Raw genomic sequence first — 19,812 nt, forward strand, 5'->3', positions numbered from 1 at the left:
GGAAGGCGGCTTTAAATCCCGGAGGCCGCCTGCGGCCGAGGGGATTTCGTTGCCGCCGTTCCAGGTCCCTTCGGGACCCGAGAGCCGCACCCGCTAGTTGGAAACGATGGTGCCGATCTTCTCGCCGCGGATGGCACGGGTTACGTTGCCTTCACCCTCCATGCCGAAGACCACCATGTCCAGGTCATTGTCCTTGCACATGGTCATGGCCGTCTGGTCCATAACGCGGATGTCCTGGCGCAGGGCGTCGTCGTACGTCAGGGTCTCCAGCCGAACAGCCGAAGCATCCTTGTTCGGATCGGCGGTGTAGACGCCGTCCACGCCGCTCTTGGCCATAAGGACCTCATCCGCATGGACCTCGAGGGCACGCTGGGCGGCGACGGTATCCGTGGAGAAGTAAGGCAGCCCGGCACCGGCGCCGAAGATGACCACGCGGCCCTTTTCCAGGTGGCGGATGGCACGCCGCGGGATGTACGCCTCGGCAACCTGGCCCATGGTGATGGCACTCTGCACGCGGGTTTCAACGCCGGCCTGCTCCAGGAAGTCCTGCAGGGCCAGGCAGTTCATGACGGTGCCGAGCATCCCCATGTAATCCGCGCGCGAGCGGTCCATGCCGCTGACGGACAGCTCGGCGCCGCGGAAGAAGTTACCGCCGCCGACGACGATCGCCACTTCCACTTCGCCGACAGTTGCAGCGATCTGCTTGGCCACTGCCCGCACGGTGTCGGGGTCCACGCCGAGCTTGCCGCCGCCGAACACCTCACCCGAGAGTTTGAGCAGGACGCGGCGTCGCGGGGAATCGGATTCTTTGAGTACGTGGGCCATTGTGCCTCCCGGGCATAGGTACTGCTGCTTTTAAAGACTAGTGAGGTGTTCTGGACAGGCAAAAGGGGTGGTCACCCGCGGTGACCACCCCCTCTGTCATGATGACGTATTCGTCGAAACCGTTTGGTCCTAAGTTATTAGGCGCCTACGCGGAAGCGGGCGAAGCCGACCGGTGTGACACCGGCTTCTTCGAGAACCTTACCGACGGTCTTCTTGGCGTCCTTGGCGAACGGCTGGTCCAGCAGGACGATTTCCTTGAAGAAACCGGTCAGGCGGCCTTCGACGATCTTGGTCAGCGCGGCTTCGGGCTTGCCCTCGGCGCGTGCCGTCTCATCGGCGATCCGGCGTTCGTTCTCGACGGTCTCTGCCGGAACTTCCTCGCGGGTCAGGTAGGTCGGAGCGTATGCAGCGGTGTGCACGGCAACGTCGTGTGCGGCGGTGGCAGCTTCTGCGCCTTCGCCGTCGACGGCGAACAGCACGCCAACCTGTGCCGGAAGATCCTTGGAGGTCTTGTGCAGGTAGGCGTCAACGGTCTTGCCCTCGACGCGTGCAACGCGGCGGACAACAACCTTTTCGCCCAGGATGGCGCCTTCTTCGACAACAATCTCGGACAGGGGCTTGCCGTCCACGTTGTAGGCGAGGAGGGTCTCGGCGTCAGCAGCAGCGGACTCAACAGCAGCGGCCAGGACCTTGTCGGCCAGCTCGATGAACTTGGCGGACTTGGCAACAAAGTCGGTCTCGCAGTTGAGTTCGATCATGACGCCGACGGTGCCGTCGATGACCTTGGCAGCAACCAGGCCCTCAGCGGTGGAACGGCCTTCACGCTTGGTAGCGCCCTTCAGGCCCTTGATGCGGATGAGCTCCATGGCCTTGTCGGCATCGCCGTTGGCCTCGTCCAGAGCTTTCTTTACATCCATCATGCCGGCGCCGGTGCGCTCGCGCAGTGCCTTGATGTCAGCAGCGGTGTAGTTCGCCATTTGGACTCCAGTCCTCCCGTAATAAGTATTGGTGCGGTTCCGCCAGTGCGGCTGGCCGGATTACCGGCCAGCCGCACTCGCAGGTACCTGGTCCGGGCGGTGGACCGCCCGGACTAAGGAATTCGTTATTTACTTCTCGGTTACTTCAGCGGCCGGAGCATCCACAACGGCGTCGACGCCGGTTGCTTCGGCAGCGGGAGCTTCTGCAGCAGCGTCGGCTGCCGGGGTCTCTGCAGCACCCTCGAGCAGTTCGCGCTCCCACTCAGCCAGCGGCTCAGCCGGTGCTTCGGTGTTGCCTGCGGCCTTGTTGTTGCGGGCGATGAGGCCTTCGGCAACGGCGTCGGCAATGACGCGGGTCAGCAGGTTCACGGAGCGGATGGCGTCGTCGTTGCCCGGGATCGGGAAGTCGACATCGTCCGGATCGCAGTTGCTGTCCAGGATGGCAACAACGGGGATGTTCAGCTTCTTGGCCTCGTCAATGGCGAGGTGTTCCTTCGGGGTGTCAACAACCCAGAGCACGGACGGTGCCTTGGTCAGGTTGCGGATACCACCGAGGTTGTTCTGCAGCTTGGTCAGTTCACGCTTGAGGAGCAGGAGCTCCTTCTTGGTGTGGCCGGAGGAAGCGACGTCCTCGAAGTTGATCTCTTCGAGTTCCTTCATGCGCTGGATACGCTTGGCAACAGTCTGGAAGTTGGTGAGCATGCCACCGAGCCAGCGCTGGTTGACGTACGGCTGGCCAACACGGGTGGCCTGCTCGGCGATGGCTTCCTGAGCCTGCTTCTTGGTACCGACGAACAGTACGGTACCGCCGTGGGCCACAGTGGCCTTGACGAACTCGTAGGCACGGTCGATGTAGGACAGCGACTGCTGCAGGTCAATGATGTAGATGCCGTTGCGCTCGGTGAAGATGAAGCGCTTCATCTTCGGGTTCCAACGGCGGGTCTGGTGACCAAAGTGAACGCCGCTGTCGAGCAGCTGGCGCATGGTAACGACGGGCATGTCGTCACTCCTTCCGGCAGCAGCCGTGCGCACGGCGCACTGGTCCTACTGCCAATTGACGGTTTTAGCTGTACGCCCGGTCGGGCGGAGCTCCTGGTGTCCATCAGCCGCTGCCCTTTCAGGCATCGACGCGCTCCCCCTGCCGGCGTTGCCGGACCGTTGGAGAAGCACCCCCTTTGACGGGGATAATTGGGACACGCGTAGTCAGATTCCAGTGCCAGTGAATGGGATGCGGGCCGGTATGGTCCGACTCCCAGGCGCGGGACCGGCGGTGGATAAAATACGTCCGGGCAGGTCCCATGGCACAGCAAGCTGCTCCGACAAGTGTACTACAGCCCAGGACTGCCGGCGTCCGCCCGCACCATCCGGGCCCACCCTTCCTCCCCTGCCGGATTCGGGCCCGGATCCATCCACCCGGGGGCCCGCACCGGTCTCTCCGCGCCGGGAAAAGCCCAGGCTGTGCCCCATGCCAAATGGACGCTTCCGCCGTGTTGCCGCGGCACTGCTGGCCGCGGGCCTGGCGGTGCCGGTCCTTGCGCTGCCCACCCCGCCGTCAGCATCGGCTTTGCGTACCCCGCCCGCCGCATACTCCCCGCCGTGGAGCTGGCCGCTGGATCCGGTCCCGGCGCCGGAGCAGATCCGCGGCTTCGATCCCCCGTCCCGGCGCTGGCAGGCCGGGCACCGCGGGGTGGACCTTCCCGCTGTTCCGGGCGTGCTCGTCCTGGCGCCGGCGGATGGCCGCGTGGCCTTCGCCGGTGTGGTGGTCAACCGTCCCCTGATCACGATCGACCACGGCGGTGGCCTCAAGAGCAGCTTCGAATCCGTGGAACCGCTGGTGCCGGCCGGCAGCGCCGTGTCCCGCGGCTCCCCCGTCGGGATGGTGGCATCCGCGTCCGGCGGGGCTGGAGGGGTGCACTGCAGCGGGCAGTGCCTGCACTGGGGCGTCCGACTGCACGGGGCGTACGTGAATCCACTCAACTACGTTGGCGACCGCCGCCCCTCGGTGCTGCTGCCGGTGCCGGATTCCGGCTATTAAACGGAACCGGCCGGAACCCTTGCGGGACTCCGGCCGGTATTCATGTGCCGGCTTTCATCAACCGGACACGGCGTTCCTAGACGAACGCGGCCACGCCGGTGATTGCCCGGGCGGTGACCAGCGTGTTGATTTCGTAGGTGCCTTCGTACGAGTAGATGGCCTCGGCGTCAGCGAAGACCTTGGCCATGCCGTAGTCGGTGACAATGCCGTTGCCGCCCAGGATGCTCCTGCCCATGGCCACGGATTCACGCATCCGTGCAGTGGTGAAGGCCTTGGCCAGCGCTGACTGTTCGTCCTTCGCCTGGCCCAGGTCCTCGAGCTGCGCCAGGCGCACCATCATGCCGAGGGAGCTGACGGTGTTGCCCAGGATCTTCACGAGCTGTTCCTGCACCAGCTGGAACGAGGCCAGCGGCTTGCCGAACTGGTGCCGTTCCACCGCGTACTTGCGGGCAATGTCGAAGGCGGCCATCTGCTGGCCTACGGCCTGCCAGGCGACGGCAAGGCGGGTGACCTTCAGGACCTTGTTGGTGTCGCGGAAGCTGTTGGCGCCCTTGAGGTGGAAGTCGTCGCTGACCACCACGTTGTCCAGCACAATGTCAGCGTTCTGGACGGTGCGCAGGGCGATCTTGTTCTCGATCTTGGTGGCACTGTAGCCGGGGGTCTTGGTGTCCACCATGAAGCCCTTGACCTGATTGTCCTCAACGTCGCGGGCGTAAATGACTACCCAGTCGGAGAACGTCGCATTGCCGATCCAGCGCTTTTCGCCATTCAGGATCCAGTTGTCGCCGTCGCGGCGGGCGGTGGTGCGCGTGCCGCCGGCCACGTCGGACCCGCCGAGCGGCTCGGTCAGGCCGAAGGCGCCGATCTTCTTCATGGCGTAGATGTCCGGCAGCCAGGCAGCCTTCTGCTCCTCGGAGGCCAGCGCCTCGATGGAGCCGGTGAAGAGTCCGTCGTGGACACCCAGGAAGGTGGCGAAGGAGGTGTCGGCGCGGGTGACCTCTGCGTGGCACAGGCCGGCGAACAGGTTGGAGTAGCCCTGGCGGTACACCGGGCTCATGACGTCCAGTTCGGCAATCTTGGGGATCATGTGGTGCGGGAATTCACCGGCGTTCCACCAATCAGCGGCGTGCGGCTTGACCTCTTTGGCGAGCCAGGCACGGATCTCGTGCAGGCGGTCGCGCTCCTTGTCCGTGAGGAGGTCCTCGAATGCGTAGAAGTCGCCGTCCGCGTACGGAAGGTTGTCGACGTCGATAGTTGCCATGGAAATATCCTTCGCTGCTGATCATCGGTGATCACCGGCACCCTTCGGGGACCGGCAGAGCCTATGTTACCCACCAGTAACAACGATCACAATGTTCAGCGCAAAAGAAAACACCCCGGTCCGAAGACCGGGGTGTTGGCGATGCCAAGCCGGAACGCTGTCCCAGCTCTTCACACGGGTAGGGCTGGTGGGGCTTGAACCCACGACCCACGGATTATGAGTCCGCTGCTCTGACCAGCTGAGCTACAGCCCCGTAGCTGCCCGCAGGCAATGAAGCCATCCTAATGCGTGCGGGCGCCGCAGAACCAATTGCCGTCTGCGCCCGCTAGGGCCGTACAGCCTCGGGTTCTGCCTGGCGGTAGAGCTTCTCGAACGTGGCCAGCGTGGCATCAAGGCTGTGCCTGTCCACCATGTCGCGGCTCGCCTCACCCATCTTCTGCCGGTCCTCGGGCGAGAGTTCCAGGATTTCCGTGAGGCGGCCCGCCAGCTCGTCGCTGTTGCCCGGGGTGAAGAGGTAGCCGTTGCGCCCCTTGTCCACCAGGTGCGGCAGCGCCATGGCGTCCGCCAGCAGGACCGGCTTGGACGCGGACATGGCTTCCAGGGTTACCAGGGACTGCAGTTCGGCAGTGCCGGGCATACAGAAAATATCCGCCCGGAGGTAGGCCTCCCGCAGCTCTTCATCACTGACCAGCCCGCGGAACACCACTCGGTCCCCCAGACCAAGCCGCTGAGCCTGGGCCTGCAGCGCCGGCTTCACTTCTCCGCCGCCCACAATTTCGGCACGTACGCCCAGCTCCGCCGGGGTCTTGGCCACGGCGTCGATCAGGACGTCCACGTGTTTCTCTTCGGCGAGCCGGCCGACAAACAGCACGGTGGGGCCCGGGTGCGGAGCTATTTCCTCACCGGGATGCAGCTCGTAGACGGAGGCGTCGATACCGTTGGACAGCGGCATCACCTCGTGCAGGAACGCGTGGCGGTGCATGGCTTCCGCCGCCAGCGGAGTGGGCGTGGTGACGACGGCGGCCTGCCCCATCACCTTGCCCATGTCCTTCCAGGAGTTCTTGGCGACAATCCGCTTGACCCACTTAGGGAACGGCAGGAACGGGTCCAGGTTCTCCGGCATGAAGTGGTTGGTGGCAATAACGCGGATGCCGCGTTTGCGGGCTTCCTGGAGGGTGTAGTCGCCCACCATGTAATGGCACTGGATATGTACGACGTCGGGCTGCACCCGGTCGAACAGCAGGGTGATTTCCTTCTTGATCTCCCACGGCAGGCAGATCCGCCAGTACTCGTGGGTGGGCACTCCGTGCGAGCGGAGGCGGTGGACCGGCCACTGCCCTTCAAGGTCGGAACGGCTGCCGCCGTCGACGTCGTTCGGGGCCAGGACGTGGACATTGTGTCCGCGCCCATGCATCCCGCGCGCCAGCCGGTAGCCGAACTGGGCGGCACCGTTCAGGTGGGGAGGATAGGTGTCACAGGCAATAAGGATCGTCAGCGGTTTGTCTACCGGTGAATCGGTCACGTGAGTGGTCCTGCTTTCGGGGTCTTGGAGGCCAGCTTCTGCCGCCTCCGTTCTTCATTCCGCCTCTGAATGACATCAGGGTGGTACCGCGAGAGGGCAACGACCCCAACAATAGCAATCAGACCTGCCACGGCCATGGCTACGGCAGTCACTGCGGGCACATCGGGACGCAATTCATTCAGCACCCCGATTCCGATCGCGATCCCGACCATTGGATCGATCACCGTCAGTCCGGCGATCACCAGGTCCGGTGGACCGCTGGAGTACGCGTTCTGCACAAACCATGAACCCAAGGCTCCGGCCACCGCAATTCCCAGCAGCGTGTACCAGGGCACGTTCCAAAGGAAGCGCCCGTTGGGGTTGAGCAGGTCCCCGATGATGACCTTGGTCAGCACCGCCACGAAGCCGAACAGGATACCCGCCCCCAGAATGTGCGCGATGGCTTTCAACCGCTTCCCGAAAAGCAGGTTCAAGCCGCCGAAGAACACCACCACAACCGCCAGGATGAGGACAATTGTCACTTCCTGCGCCGAATCCACCGGCTGGCCCGAGCGGGTGGCCGCGATGGCGAGGGACACAAAGAGCATGCTGCCTGCCACGCATGCTGCGATAGCCGCCACTGTAATGCGGTTCAGCCGCAGCCCCTGGTCCCGTGAGTTCACCACCGTGGTGATTACCAGGGCAAGGGACCCGATCGGCTGGACGACGGTCAGCGGGGCCATGGACAGCGCGGCCACGTTCAGGCCCATGCCGATGCCCAGCAGCAGCAGGCCGAACAGCCACCGCGGGTTGCGCAGCAGTCGGGTGAAACCCGACGAGTTCAGGGCCAGCCCGCCGGTGTCGGCGCTCACCGCGCTGCCTTGGCGCTGGGCCCCGAATGCCAGGAAAAAGGCACTGGCAAGGGCACAGGCGACGGCTATTCCTACCATCGGCACTGTCCAAGCCGGGCGCGGGCCGGCGCTGCGGTCCTAGGGTGCATGGCCGGTTCCGGTTCCGGCAGGCACATCCCGGCCGCGCAGGAGGCGGTACTTATCCCATGCCGCCGCCAGGTATCCGGCCGCTGCAGCCACATGTCCGATGCAGCCCATGGCCAGCACCGTGGTGCCGGCGGCAGCCAGCCACTGGAAGTCATAACCCTGCACACGGTCCAGCAGCAGCAGGGGCGCCCCCAGGAGCAGCAGCGCTGTCCGGATTTTGCCGAGCACGCTCACCGGCAGGTCGGGGCTGCCGCGGAAAAGGAGCAGGGAGTTGATGGTCAGCACGGCGTCGGGAACGGCGATGCTGAGGATGAGCCACACCGGGGCAATCCCATCCACCACGAAGGTTGCGGCCACAATGATCAGCGCGAGGCGGTCCGCCACCGGGTCCAGCCATTGCCCGGTCCGGGACACCTGGTTCAGCCGGCGGGCCAGGTAACCGTCAATCCAGTCCGTGCAGCCCACCACCACCAGCGTGATGAAGGCGCTTCCGTACCGGTCCTGGGCCACGAGGCAGACGAAAAGCGGGATCCCGAGAAAGCGAAGGACCGTGACCAGATTCGGTACGGTCCAGAACCCGTCCGTCACGGTTGTTTCCGTGTCAGCACGTGTTCCGGCACCGATGAGTCTGATCACGGTCCGTTCCCCTCGTCAAAGATGTACGAGTACAGCTTACTTTCGAGCCAGCCGGCGGAACATGATGAGCATGGCCAGCAGCGAGGCGCCCATAACCGCAAGCGGCTGCCAGCGTTCCTTGATCATGGCCAGCACGTCATCTGCCGGGGAAGCAGCGGAGCTGCCGTTGCCGCGGGACGCGGCTGCGCGGCGGGACTTCAGCTCCTGGATGCGTGCCTTGACGTCCACCTTTTCGCCAAGTCCGTCACGGACGGCGGCAAGGTGCTCGCGGCGCTGGCGGGCGCGGGTCCGCAGTTCCTCGGGGCTGGGCTGCTTGGGGCCTTCGGGCTTGTCGGCCTTCTCTGCCTTCTTGTCCTTCTTTTCCTTGGGCTCCTTGGGCTTATCCAGCGTGGCCGGATCAAAGCGGCGGCCTTCCTTCAGCACGCCGACATCGTAGCGCAGCCCGCGGATGGCCTCCTCGGGAAGCAGCGGCAGGGTCTTCTTGAACCGGCTGAAGCCAACCAGCCCGGCAACTGCCGCGATCACGAGGAACAATGCCGCCACCAGCAAGGCGGCCAGCCAGGCCGGCATCACCAAGGACAGCGCCATGATGGCCGCAACGATCAGCGCGATGGCCAGCGCGGCTACAAACAGCAGGGCAACAACCATGAAGGCGGCGGCGATGCCGGCCTTGATGCCCTTTTGCTTCATTTCGGCCGTGGCGAGGGCGAACTCGTCATTCAGCTGGCGCGGAGTCAGCCGGGCCATCACCTTCGCCAGCCCCACCAGCGAAGAGCTTCCCGCCGTCCGCTGTGTCCGAGTGCTAGCAGAGCGATTCATGCGCCCAGCCTCCGTCCCCTGTTCACTATTCACCGTAGCCATAACCCCAAATTACCATTCCCCTCATAGTTAACACCTTGCCCATTCGCATCACGTACCGGTCAGGCGGTTTCCAGCCCCTCGCGGTCCTCGAGTTCGCGCCCGGAGAGTTCGGGCAGCTTGGACTTGACGAACCAGAAGGACAGCACGGCGAAGGCGGTGAAGATGGCGTACATAATCCAGACCCCGAAGTTGTCACTGACCCACGGGAAGGCCAGGGTCACGATGAAGTTGAAGATCCAGTTGACCATCGCGCCCAGCCCCAGGGCCAGGGAACGGATGTTGTTCGGGAACACCTCGCCCAGGGTGACCCACATGACCGGGCCCCAGGTGGCGGCAAAGAAGACCACGAACAGGTTCGCTCCTACCAGGGCCACCGGACCCCAGATGTCGGGCAGGGACACTTCGCCGTTGACCGTCTCAGCCTGCAGGAAGGAGATGGTGGCGGCCAGCAGGCCGACGAACATACCCGCGGAACCGATCATCAGCAGCTTGCGCCGGCCGATGCGGTCCACGAAGGCAATGGCGACCAGGGTCATGACCACGTTGACCACGGAGGTGATCACCGACGTCGTGAATGAATCACTTTCACTGAAGCCCACGGACTTCCACAGGGTGGTGGAGTAGTAGAAGATCGCGTTGATGCCCACCAGCTGCTGGAAAGCTGCAATGGCCATGCCCACCCAGAGGATCGGCTGCAGGCCGAACTTGGGGCCGCGCAGGTCGCGGAACGTCGGCTTCGGGCTCTTGAAGCTGTCCCGGATATCGGCGATCTTCCGGTCCGTGTCCGTCACGCCGGAAATGGAGCTGAGCACCTTCGCGGCTTCTTCGTCGCGGTTGCGGCGAACCAGGAACTGCGGCGATTCCGGAATGGTCAGGGCGAGCACGCCGTAAACCACGGCCGGAACAACGCCCACCAGGAGCATCCAGCGCCAGGCGGCGATGCCTCCCCAGAGTTCCCCCAGCGCACTTCCCGCCGAGTTGGCCAGGAAGGCATCGGAGAGCAGAGCAGCAAAGATACCCAGCGTGATGGCCAGTTGCTGGACTGAGCCCAGCGCACCCCGCCATTTTGCCGGCGCCACTTCGGCAATGTAGCCCGGGGCAATAACGGAGGCAGTACCGATGGCCAGGCCGCCGATCAGGCGCCAGAGCATCAGGTCCCACTCGCTGAAGGCGAAGGCCGAACCCACCGAGTTCGCGGCAAACAGCACCGCCGCACCCACCATGACCGTTTTGCGTCCCAACCGGTCTGCGAGCTGGCCGGCAAACCAGGCCCCCACGGCGCAGCCGAGCAGCGTAATGGCCACGGTGAAGCCCAGGATGCCCGGGCTCAGGGTGAATTCTTCACCGATGGCGTCCACCGCACCGTTAATGACGGCGGTGTCAAAGCCGAAGAGCAACCCGCCCACGGCAGCAGCGACGGTGACGCCAATCACCCTTCCGGGGTGGGCAATCCGTTCGGATCCGCCCTTATTTGGTCCTGGCTGAGTCGCGCCCATCGACCGTTCCTCGTTTTCTGTTGGATTACTGAATACATAAGACTGCTGTCAAAACACTTAAGCCTACGCATAACCCTAGGAGTGCTTGTCCGGGCAGGGTAGCCGCAATGGCCAACCGGGGACAGATGGTCACTGAACGATGCGTCCCGATTCCAGGTCCCGGCCCTTGAACTCGGGCAGCGCCAGCTTTACGAACCAGAACGAGGCGAAGGCGAAAAAAGTGAAGGCAGAATAGGCAAATGCCGGGCCCAGCGAGGTGTTAACCCAGGGAAAGGCGAGGGTGATGATGAAGTTGAAAACCCAGTTGACCATGGCGCCGATGCCCAGTCCCAGGGAACGGATCCGGTTGGGAAAGATCTCCCCAAGTGTCACCCACATCACAGGTCCCCAGGACGCACCGTAGAAGACCACAAACAGGTTTGCGCCGATCAGGGCCACAGGTCCCCACCCGCCGGGCAGCGAAACGCCGCCGCCGGTGTCCACGGATTGGGAGAAGGCTATGGCAGTGGCGAGCAAGCCCAGGGTCATTCCAACGGACCCGGCCAGGAGCAGCTTCCGCCGGCCCACTCTGTCCACGAATCCAATGGCCACCAGGGTGGTCAGCACGTTGACCACCGCGGTGATCACCGACGTCGTAAAGGAGTCCTCTGTGCTGAATCCCACTGACTGCCACAGTGTGGTGGAGTAGTAGAAGATCACGTTGATCCCCACCAGCTGCTGCAGGGCGGCCACCGTCATCCCGATCCATAGAATGGGCTGCAGTCCGAAGGCCGGGCCGCGCAGGTCCCGGTAGCGGGCACGGGAAGCGGAGGAGAAGCTCTCCCGGATCTCGGATACCTTGGCGTCTGTGTCATCAACGCCGCTGATGTCCGCCAGGACGTGTTTGGCCTGTTTGTCCCGGTGTTTTCGGATCAGATAGTGCGGGGATTCGGGAATCAGCAGGGCCACTATCCCGTAGAAAACGGCCGGCACCACACCCACCAGCAGCATCCAGCGCCAGGCTTCAAGCCCCCACCACAACTGCTGCAGGGCGCCGCCGCCGGAGGCCAGCAGGGCATCCGAAAGCAGTGCCCCGAAGATGCCCAGCGTGATGGCCAGCTGCTGCACGGAGCCCAGGGCGCCGCGCCATTTCACCGGGGCAATCTCCCCTATGTAGTCCGGCGCAATCACCGACGCCGTGCCGATGGCCAGCCCGCCGATGAACCGCCAGATCATCAGCTCCACGTCGCTGCCGGCCAGTGCGGAACCGATCGAGTTCGCGGTGAACACGATGCCGGAGACCACCATCACGGCCCGCCGGCCCCACAGATCGGCCAGCTGCCCGGCAAACCAGGCGCCAACGGCGCAGCCCAGCAGTGCGATGGCCACCGCGAAGCCCAGGGCACCGCTGCTGAGGCGGAACTCCACGCCGATGGCATCCACTGCGCCGTTGATCGCCGAACTGTCAAAGCCGAAAAGGATCCCGCCCACCGCCGCACCGGCGCAGACTAGGATGGCCTTCACTGGGTGCTTGACCTGGTCCCGGTCCTCCGGGGCTGGGGGTACGGCCTCTGATGACATGCCTGCTCCTCGAGGTCAGCTGTGCCGGTCCCCCACGGCGCCGTCGGGGAGTGTCCCGAGGCCCCTCCACGCGAATTAAAAGCCTACGTCCATGGCGTTCGCCGGGAACCCCTCCCACCGCAAATCGTGCGGGTTCTGTACCGCATTGGCAGCTAGGCCGGGGCCGCGGCAGCGACCGCAGCGGCCACGGCTGGCGCCACGCGCGGATCCAGCGGGCTCGGCACAATGTAGTCCGTCCGCAGCTCCTCCCCCACCAGATTGGCAATCGCCGCTGCAGCGGCAACCTTCATGGCCGGCGTGATCCGGCGGGCACCGCTGTCCAGCGCTCCGCGGAACACCCCGGGGAAGGCCAGGACGTTGTTTATCTGGTTTGGAAAATCGCTGCGGCCGGTGGCGACGACGGCGGCGTACCGGCGGGCGGTGTCCGGGTGCACCTCCGGGTCCGGGTTGGAGAGGGCGAAAATGATCGCATCGGGCGCCATTCCAGCCAGCAGCTCCTCTCCGACGGTTCCGGAAGATACCCCAATGAACGCGTCGGCCCCCTGCAGCGCTTCGGCTGCCCCGCCGTCGACGCCGCGGGGGTTGGTCCTGGCGGCGAGGTCCTCCTTCACGCTGGTCAGGCCTGTGCGTCCGGGGCCGATCACTCCCCGGGAGTCCAGGACTACGACGTCGGTGATGCCGGCTTCCAGCAGGATGTTGGCACAGGCGACTCCGGCGGCACCGGCACCGGAGATCACCACGCGCAGTCCGGCGAGCTCCCGGTCCGTGACCCGGGCGGCGTTCTCCAGGGCGGCAAGGACCACAATGGCGGTACCGTGCTGGTCATCATGCATGACCGGGCAATCCAGGGCCTCGATCAGCCGCTGTTCCAGTTCGAAGCAGCGCGGGGCGGAAATGTCCTCCAGGTTCACGGCGCCGTAGCTGGGACGCAGCCGGACCAGTGTTTCGATGATCTCGTCCACGTTGGTGGTGTCCAGCACCAGCGGAATGGAATTCAGTCCGCCGAAGGTACGGAAGAGGGCCGATTTGCCTTCCATCACCGGCAAAGATGCTGCCGGACCGATGTTTCCCAGCCCCAGCACGGCGGTTCCGTCACTGACCACCACCACCAACCGCGAGGCCCACGTGGTGGTTGCCGCCAGTGCCGGATCGGCCACGATGGCACGGCTGACCTGGGCCACCCCGGGAGTGTAGGCAATGGACAGTGCCCGCTTGGAGTCCAAGGACAGCTTCGTTTCCACGGAAAGCTTGCCGCCCTCGTGCGCCGCGAAGATTTCTTCGACGCTGATGGGCTGGGTGATGTTTTCAGAGGCAGTGGCAGACATAGCGGTTCTCCAACTGTTGGGTCCAGGGAAGGTCCGCCCTGCCGGTCCGGGATGAACGGACATGCAGAGCGGATACCGGAAGCCGTGGGGCTCCGCGCCAGGGGCAACAGGATGGGATGCCTTTACTGCCCGCGGGCGGGGCCCGGTGATGCCGGGCCGAGCCGTGACGGGCGCGATTACGGCCAGTGTAGGCGCATAGCTGTGCCTGCGGGCAAGTATGCTCTTTCGGCGTGCCGGGATGCCGGGCGGCAAGGCCGGAAAACGGGACACGGTAGAGGCAAAACGGGGGATACAAAAAGGGCCTGCACCCGGATGACTCCGGCTACAGACCCTTTGCTGGCTCCCCCGACTGGACTCGAACCAGTAACCCTTCGATTAACAGTCGAATGCTCTGCCAATTGAGCTACGGGGGAAAGCGGCGTCCTCAACTATACAGGAACTTTCGGGTGCCCACGAACCGCGGGGGTGCAGTGGTCTGTGCTGCCCGCCCGGCTTACGAAGCAGGCAAGAAAAAGCCCCCGGCCCATGTAAACACGGGCCGGGGGCTTCATTGGCTCCCCCGACTGGACTCGAACCAGTAACCCTTCGATTAACAGTCGAATGCTCTGCCAATTGAGCTACGGGGGAAAGCGCAGGTTTTACTTTACAGAGGTTTTCCCCGGAAACGAAATCGGCTTCCGGCCCGCAGAATCCGGGCCGTTACTGGTCCCCGCGCAGGGCCCGCCGCTGCATCTCCAGGTCCATCAGCTCGCGGTTGAGCTGGTGGAACAGCTCCGGGTCGGCATTGGGATCCAACCGCTGCAGCTGGCCCAGTTTTTCCGCCTTCAAATGCGTCACCTGCAGCTCAAACAACCGGTTCAGGATGTCCCGGCAGTACAGCGCCAGGGCATCGGCGTCGCGGGCCGGCAGCGGGGTAACGGCCAGTTCACTGACGAAACCGCGCAGCGCGTCCGGCAGTTCCTCCCGCACCCGCTCCACCCAGGCAGCCGGAACCGTTCCGGCGTCGCCGGCGGCACGGATCGCATCATGGACTGCCACGTAGGCCGGCACCGTGAACCGTGCCGCCTTGAACCGCTCCCACTGGCCGGCGTCGAGCAGGCCCGGCTGCTGCAGCGCAACTTCCAGGGCCTGGCGCTCCATCCGGGCGGCGGGATCATTCGGGTCGGGGCGGTTGAAGGCCGGGGCTGCCTCCGGCTCCGGCTGCTGCTGCTGCTGCTGGCCATACTGCTGGCCCTGCGGGTTCCGGTTCTGGCCGTACTGCTGCCGACCCTGCTGGCCGTAGTCCTGCCTGCCCTGCTGCTGGCCGCGGGAGTTCGACGCCGGCGTGTCCGTGTTCTCTGCACCGGAACCTGCCGTGCGGCGCTTGGCGGCCGCGTTCACGGCCCGGGTGACGTCGTCGACGTCGGTGCCCAGCCACCCGGCGAGCTCGCGTGAGTAGGCGGGCCGCATGGCCGGGTCACGGATGTCCGCCACTACCGGTGCGGCGGCCCGCAGGGCGGAGACCCGGCCCTCCACGGTGTTCAGATCGAACTTGCGCAGGGTTGAACGGATTGCGAACTCAAAGAGCGGGCGCCGTGAGGAGATCAGCTCCACCACTGCTGAATCACCGTGCGTCTGCCGGATGTCACAGGGGTCCATCCCGTTGGGATCGACGGCTACGTAGGTCTGCGCCGTGAACCGCTGGTCCTCCTCGAACGCGCGAAGTGCCGCCTTCTGCCCGGCGGCGTCGCCGTCGAACGTGAAGATGACCTCTCCCCCGGTTCCGTCGTCGGAGAGCAGCCGGCGGGCAATCTTGATGTGGTCGGTACCAAAGGCGGTGCCGCAGGTAGCCACCGCGGTGGTGATGCCGGCCAGGTGGCAGGCCATCACGTCCGTGTAGCCTTCCACGACCACGATCTGGCGGGTCTTGGCGATGTCCCGCTTGGCGAGGTCGATGCCGTAAAGCACCTGGGACTTCTTGTACAGCGGTGTTTCCGGGGTGTTCAGGTACTTCGGCCCCTGGTCATCTTCGTAGAGCTTGCGGGCACCGAAGCCGATCACAGAGCCGGTGAGATCGCGGATGGGCCAGATCAGCCGACCGCGGAACCGGTCGTAAAACCTTGACGCGTCCGAGCCGGAAGAGAACATACCGGTTTCGGCCAGTTCGGGACGGGTGAAGCCCTTGGCGGTGAGGTGCTTGAGCAGCGAGTCCCAGCCCTGCGGGGCGTAACCGACGCCGAAATGCTCGGCCGCGGCCGGATCGAAGCCGCGCTCCTGCAGGAAGTTCCGTGCGGCTGCAGCTCCGGGGGTGCCCAGCTGGCTCCGGAAGAACTCGGCAGCCACCTTGTGCGCGTCCAGCAGGCGCTGGCGCTTGCCCACGTCTTCCTTGCGCGGGCCGGTGCCGCCGTCTTCGTAGTGCAGTTCGTACCCGAGCCGGGCGGCAAGCTTTTCCACCGTCTCGGAGAAGGTGCCGTGGTCCATCTTCTGCACAAAGGAGATGACGTCGCCGCTCTCCCCGCAGCCGAAACAGTGGTAGGTGCCCACCTGGGGACGGACATGAAAGGACGGCGAGCGCTCGTCGTGGAAGGGGCACAGCCCCTTGAAGGAGCCGATGCCTGCGGATTTGAGAGTCACATATCCGTCAATCACGGCCTTGATGTCGGTGCGCAGGCGCACCTCATCGATGTCTTCACGCTTGATCAATCCGGCCATGTCTTCAACTTTACTTCCCAAACGCCTGCACAATTCCCGATATAACTTCCCGATCAGGAAGTCCGGGGACCGCACCAAGCGCTGTGCTTCCCCAAGGAGGCCCGGACTCCCCCAGGCGTCCGGGCCTCCCCTCAGGCTTCGCGAGCACCCTTACTCTTCGCGGCGCTCCTCTTCCCGACGCCGGGTCAGGTATATCCCCAGTCCGCCGAGCAGGCAGAGTCCGGCGCCCAGTGCCAGATAGACCCCTGCGGGTATCTCCAGCCCGGTGCTCGGGAGGTTGGGCCGGACCGGGTTAAAGGGCTCCGGCCGCGGCTCGGGTCCGGGGGCTACGGAACTGTAGGTGTTGGTGATAACAGCCGTAACGGTTTCGCTGGCCGGCACCGTAACCGGACCGGGCAGCTCGGACTCCACGGTGACGGACGCAGTGGCCCCGGTGCTGGTCTCCGTGACGGTGCATTCGGCGCCGGCGGTCAAACCTGCAAATTCCGTAGATACGTCCCCCGTGGCGCCAGCGGGAATGCTCACGGTTTCATCCAACGCGGACCCATCGGTGCCGCACCGGACTTCCAGGACAATGTCGCCCTGTGTGCCTGCGGCAGCTCCGGCGATGACCTTGGTGACCACCAGCACGCCGGGATTAAAGCCGTAGGTGTTGGTCACCGTCAGCTCCGCACCGCCCGCCGCGGGGATAGTGACCGGATCAGTGATCACCGTGTCCACCGAGACCGTCGTTGTTGCCCCGCTTTCAGTCTCCGTGACAGTGCATTCCGTGCCCGCGGGCAGCTCCTCGAAATTCCTGGTCACCGTTTCGGCGGTCCCGGCGGGAATGGTCACGGTTTCATCCAGGACCGAACCGTCCGGCCCACAGGTCACCTGCAGCACTACTTCGCCCTGCGCTCCTGCCGCGTCACCGGCAAACTCCTTGGTGACGGCCAGGGTTCCGGGGGTAAAGGTGTACGTGTTGGTTACCGTCGCACTGTCCCTGCCGCCGGGCGCTATGGTGACCGGTGTCGGGAGCTCGGAGCTGACCTGGACAAACTCAGTGGCTCCGGTGACCGGTTCCGTGATGGCACAGGAGGCACCTGCCGGAATGTTCAGGAACTGTGCACCTATCTCTCCGGTCTCTCCGGCAGGGATCTCCGAGGATTCCTCGAAGACCGTTTCCCCGGCCAGAGTGCAAAGCACGGCTACCTCCACCGCGTCCTGGTTTCCGGCTGCCTCACCGGTAATGAGCTTGGTGACGATCAGGGTGCCGGGATTCTCGCTATAGGTGTCCGTCACAGTAGCCGTGGCGGTGGCACCTGCGGCGATGGTCACGGAATCAGGCAGGTCCACCACCACGCCTATTTCAGTACTCTCCCCCGTGACGGGTTCAGTGACGGCGCAGCTCGCGCCTTCCGGGATGCCGGTCAGGGTGCCCGCCGCAACGGTTCCGGTGGCACCGGTTGCGACGGTGAAGGTCCCCTCTGCCACCACCGCGCTCTCCAGGGTGCAGGTTACCTCCAGGGTGACCTCGCCCTGCTCGCCCGCTGCCGGGCCGGCAATGGTCTTGTTCAAAAGAACTGCCCCCGGATTAACTGTGTAGGTATCCGTGACAGTAACCTCCACGCCGTCGCCGGACGGGATGGTTACTGCTCCGCCGGCCGGATCGATCACGGTGCTGACGCTGACCTCTGTGGTCGCACCGTCCGCTGTCTCCGTGACCGTGCAGGTGGTCCCGGCGGGAAGCCCCGTGATTTCCTCCGTTATGGGTTCGGTGGTGCCGGCCGGAATGGTGATGGTTCGGCCTGCACCGGAACTGCAGGTGACCTGCAGTGTCACAACGCCCTGCCGGCCCGCCCCGGACCCGGTGATGTCCTTGCGCACCGCAAGCGTCCCGGGATTGAACGTGTAGGTGTTGGTCAGTGCGGCAGTAACGCTCCCTGTCGGCGGAACGACCACAGTCCCCTCGCCTTCGACAGTGACCGCCACGGCAGTGGTCTCCCCCCTTCCGGTTTCCGTCACCGTGCAGCTGGAGCCTACGGCGATGTTGGGGAATTCTGCTGCCTCCGGCGTAAGCGTCCCTTCAGGGATAGTCACCGTTTCATTCAGTACCGTGGCACCGTCCAGGGTGCAGACCACGGAGATCGTCACCTCGCCCTGCGCGCCGGCTGCCTCCCCCGTATTGGTTTTGGTAACCACCAGTGTCCCGGAGGTGAAGGTGTAGGTGTCCGTGACCGTCGCCGTCGCCGCGGTACCCGAGGGGATCGTCACTGCAGTCGGCACAATGCTTGTGCTCACCGCGACACTTGCATTGGCACCGTTGGTGGGCTCGGTAATGGTACAGACGGAACCTGCCGGGATGTCGGTGAAGGTCTCCGACGGCGCCCCGGTGGATTCGGCGGCGATATTGAACGTGAACTGATATCCGGGTCCGCAGTCGATGCTGATCACGACCTCGCCCTGGCTGCCGGCGGCGGGGCCTTCAATGGACTTGGTGACGGCCAGGGAGCCCACCTCGAAGAACTCCGCCGTGGCACTGGCAGCGGAACTCAGCTCCCGGGTGGCGGCCAGGATCAGCTTCTGCGCGGCATTCACCCCGGGGGTCGCGCCGTCGTAGAGATAGACGTTACCCGTGGGGACGGTAACCGTGGCGCGCGCCGTCACGGTGGCCGGCCCTGTGCCGCCGTCCTCGCTCCGCACCCACACCTGGGTGCCGCTGGCTACGGGATTGGTTAGCGGCACGGTCCCTGCCGCATCTGCGAAGAGCCCAAACCCCTCATCAGCCGTGACGGTGATTTCCGCTGCCTCCGAAGTGACGGTGTAGGGTCCCGCAACCCCTGTGACCGCTGCTTCGGCCGTGGCCGGCATGATGGAGATGTCCGGGGCGTCCGGCTCGGTAAGCGGTCCCGCAGCAATGGTGGCGTTCACAATCGAGGCAACCGCGGAATACAGGTTGTTCGTGGGATTGACCACGTAACCGTCCGTGAAGAACCAGATGGCGGCCTGCACGGCGGCGGCTTTCCGGTTATCGGTAAGTCCGGCGGGCTGATTGGTATTCGGATAATAGGTGTTCAGGATCCGGTTAACGTATCCGATGTTGGGAACGTTGGACTCATCCCATGACCCGTTTTCATACCCGTAGCCGATGCCGGTAGGTGTACGGATATCAATGCAGTACATCTGTGCCGTGGTGGTCCCGTCGACTTCCTGGGTGTTGATGATGCCGGCGAAGCCTACGGTCTCCCTCTCGTATCCGGAGGGAATGCTGGTGGGATAGGCCGTTATCGGCCAGCTGGTTCCCACCGGTGGCAGTGCTCCCGGCACATTGCTGACACCGGCCCCCGTGGAGGTGATGACAATATCGGTGTTGGCGTCCGCGATCGGCGCCTCATTCGGCGGCGGTCCCGGATCGATGACAGCCTGCGCAGGCACCGCGAGCGGAACGACCATCAGCAGCAGGCCCGTCAGGAACACCAAGACGCTGCGGAACCGGGATTGCCGGGTCCATCCAAAGACGTGGCGGCGGGGGCGGGGTACACGGGATTGCTGGGGGCTCATCAGGACCTCGGGTGCGCTCGATCGGCCGACATCTCCCGTCAGTGAATCGGAAGACGCTGAACCACCCCGCGCCAGAGGCTAACTGCCCAAACGGCCGTCCACCAGA

The 19,812-nt window shown here is 64.8% G+C and carries 14 protein-coding genes and 3 tRNA genes; 1 reads left to right on the plus strand and 16 read right to left on the minus strand.

Annotated features, from left to right (window positions below):
• Positions 1-93: 93 nt before the first annotated feature.
• From pyrH to rpsB, 3 genes are all read right to left on the minus strand, one after another.
• On the minus strand, positions 94-825 hold the full coding sequence (pyrH, locus tag LOC57_RS14655; protein WP_227913949.1) for a UMP kinase: 732 nt from the start codon (positions 823-825) through the stop codon (positions 94-96).
• A gap of 137 nt (positions 826-962) precedes the next feature.
• Positions 963-1,802, minus strand: coding sequence for a translation elongation factor Ts (gene tsf, locus LOC57_RS14660; protein ID WP_227913948.1), 840 nt, complete (start codon positions 1,800-1,802; stop codon positions 963-965).
• 129 nt (positions 1,803-1,931) lie between these two features.
• On the minus strand, positions 1,932-2,801 hold the full coding sequence (rpsB, locus tag LOC57_RS14665) for a 30S ribosomal protein S2 (protein WP_227913945.1): 870 nt from the start codon (positions 2,799-2,801) through the stop codon (positions 1,932-1,934).
• A gap of 466 nt (positions 2,802-3,267) precedes the next feature.
• Between rpsB and LOC57_RS14670 the strand changes: the two genes are divergently transcribed.
• A complete protein-coding gene (locus LOC57_RS14670) occupies positions 3,268-3,837 on the plus strand; it encodes a M23 family metallopeptidase (RefSeq protein WP_229960622.1) in 570 nt (189 codons plus the stop codon).
• A 76-nt stretch (positions 3,838-3,913) separates the two neighbouring features.
• Here the strand turns inward: LOC57_RS14670 and LOC57_RS14675 are convergent, their stop codons facing one another.
• The 13 genes from LOC57_RS14675 to LOC57_RS14735 all read right to left on the minus strand — a co-directional run bounded on the left by LOC57_RS14675 (position 3,914) and on the right by LOC57_RS14735 (position 19,706).
• Complete coding sequence (locus LOC57_RS14675) at positions 3,914-5,098, minus strand: acyl-CoA dehydrogenase family protein (RefSeq protein WP_227927319.1); 1,185 nt, start codon at positions 5,096-5,098, stop codon at positions 3,914-3,916.
• A 179-nt stretch (positions 5,099-5,277) separates the two neighbouring features.
• A tRNA-Ile gene (locus tag LOC57_RS14680) sits at positions 5,278-5,351 on the minus strand.
• 72 nt (positions 5,352-5,423) lie between these two features.
• Positions 5,424-6,620: a glycosyltransferase gene (locus tag LOC57_RS14685; protein ID WP_227913942.1), complete on the minus strand. Its 1,197-nt coding sequence runs from the start codon at positions 6,618-6,620 to the stop codon at positions 5,424-5,426.
• Positions 6,617-7,549 carry a DMT family transporter gene (locus LOC57_RS14690; RefSeq protein ID WP_227913941.1) on the minus strand — a complete coding sequence of 311 codons (933 nt, stop codon included), beginning with the start codon at positions 7,547-7,549 and terminating at the stop codon, positions 6,617-6,619. The genes LOC57_RS14685 and LOC57_RS14690 overlap by 4 nt, the downstream gene beginning before the upstream one ends.
• A 39-nt stretch (positions 7,550-7,588) precedes the next feature.
• The gene (locus LOC57_RS14695) at positions 7,589-8,233 is read right to left on the minus strand and encodes a CDP-alcohol phosphatidyltransferase family protein (protein ID WP_229960624.1); all 645 of its coding nucleotides are present in this window, start codon (positions 8,231-8,233) and stop codon (positions 7,589-7,591) included.
• Between the two features lie 36 nt (positions 8,234-8,269).
• A complete protein-coding gene (locus tag LOC57_RS14700; RefSeq protein ID WP_227913939.1) occupies positions 8,270-9,052 on the minus strand; it encodes a phage holin family protein in 783 nt (260 codons plus the stop codon).
• 101 nt (positions 9,053-9,153) lie between these two features.
• Positions 9,154-10,590 (minus strand): sugar porter family MFS transporter, encoded by a 1,437-nt coding sequence (locus LOC57_RS14705; protein ID WP_227913938.1) that lies wholly within the window; start codon positions 10,588-10,590, stop codon positions 9,154-9,156.
• Between the two features lie 129 nt (positions 10,591-10,719).
• Positions 10,720-12,150 carry a sugar porter family MFS transporter gene (locus tag LOC57_RS14710; RefSeq protein WP_227913937.1) on the minus strand — a complete coding sequence of 477 codons (1,431 nt, stop codon included), beginning with the start codon at positions 12,148-12,150 and terminating at the stop codon, positions 10,720-10,722.
• A gap of 152 nt (positions 12,151-12,302) precedes the next feature.
• Positions 12,303-13,475: an NAD(P)-dependent malic enzyme gene (locus LOC57_RS14715; RefSeq protein ID WP_229960625.1), complete on the minus strand. Its 1,173-nt coding sequence runs from the start codon at positions 13,473-13,475 to the stop codon at positions 12,303-12,305.
• A gap of 337 nt (positions 13,476-13,812) precedes the next feature.
• Positions 13,813-13,888, minus strand: a tRNA-Asn gene (locus LOC57_RS14720).
• 138 nt (positions 13,889-14,026) lie between these two features.
• A tRNA-Asn gene (locus tag LOC57_RS14725) sits at positions 14,027-14,102 on the minus strand.
• Between the two features lie 72 nt (positions 14,103-14,174).
• Positions 14,175-16,166: a DNA primase gene (gene dnaG / locus LOC57_RS14730; protein ID WP_229960627.1), complete on the minus strand. Its 1,992-nt coding sequence runs from the start codon at positions 16,164-16,166 to the stop codon at positions 14,175-14,177.
• Positions 16,167-16,316: 150 nt separating this feature from the next.
• A complete protein-coding gene (locus tag LOC57_RS14735) occupies positions 16,317-19,706 on the minus strand; it encodes a thioester domain-containing protein (RefSeq protein WP_229960629.1) in 3,390 nt (1,129 codons plus the stop codon).
• Positions 19,707-19,812: the final 106 nt, after the last annotated feature.

Origin of the sequence: Arthrobacter sp. zg-Y750, from assembly GCF_020907365.1 — a bacterium.
GTDB lineage: Bacteria > Actinomycetota > Actinomycetes > Actinomycetales > Micrococcaceae > Arthrobacter_B.

Coding starts and splice junctions, on each gene's coding strand:
- LOC57_RS14735 (WP_229960629.1), bottom strand. CDS start 19,706: ATGAGCCCCCAGCAATCCCGTGTACCCCGCCCCCGCCGCCACGTCTTT.
- LOC57_RS14670 (WP_229960622.1), top strand. CDS start 3,268: ATGCCAAATGGACGCTTCCGCCGTGTTGCCGCGGCACTGCTGGCCGCG.
- pyrH (WP_227913949.1), bottom strand. CDS start 825: ATGGCCCACGTACTCAAAGAATCCGATTCCCCGCGACGCCGCGTCCTG.
- LOC57_RS14675 (WP_227927319.1), bottom strand. CDS start 5,098: ATGGCAACTATCGACGTCGACAACCTTCCGTACGCGGACGGCGACTTC.
- LOC57_RS14690 (WP_227913941.1), bottom strand. CDS start 7,549: ATGGTAGGAATAGCCGTCGCCTGTGCCCTTGCCAGTGCCTTTTTCCTG.
- rpsB (WP_227913945.1), bottom strand. CDS start 2,801: ATGCCCGTCGTTACCATGCGCCAGCTGCTCGACAGCGGCGTTCACTTT.
- tsf (WP_227913948.1), bottom strand. CDS start 1,802: ATGGCGAACTACACCGCTGCTGACATCAAGGCACTGCGCGAGCGCACC.
- LOC57_RS14700 (WP_227913939.1), bottom strand. CDS start 9,052: ATGAATCGCTCTGCTAGCACTCGGACACAGCGGACGGCGGGAAGCTCT.
- LOC57_RS14715 (WP_229960625.1), bottom strand. CDS start 13,475: ATGTCTGCCACTGCCTCTGAAAACATCACCCAGCCCATCAGCGTCGAA.
- LOC57_RS14710 (WP_227913937.1), bottom strand. CDS start 12,150: ATGTCATCAGAGGCCGTACCCCCAGCCCCGGAGGACCGGGACCAGGTC.
- dnaG (WP_229960627.1), bottom strand. CDS start 16,166: ATGGCCGGATTGATCAAGCGTGAAGACATCGATGAGGTGCGCCTGCGC.
- LOC57_RS14705 (WP_227913938.1), bottom strand. CDS start 10,590: ATGGGCGCGACTCAGCCAGGACCAAATAAGGGCGGATCCGAACGGATT.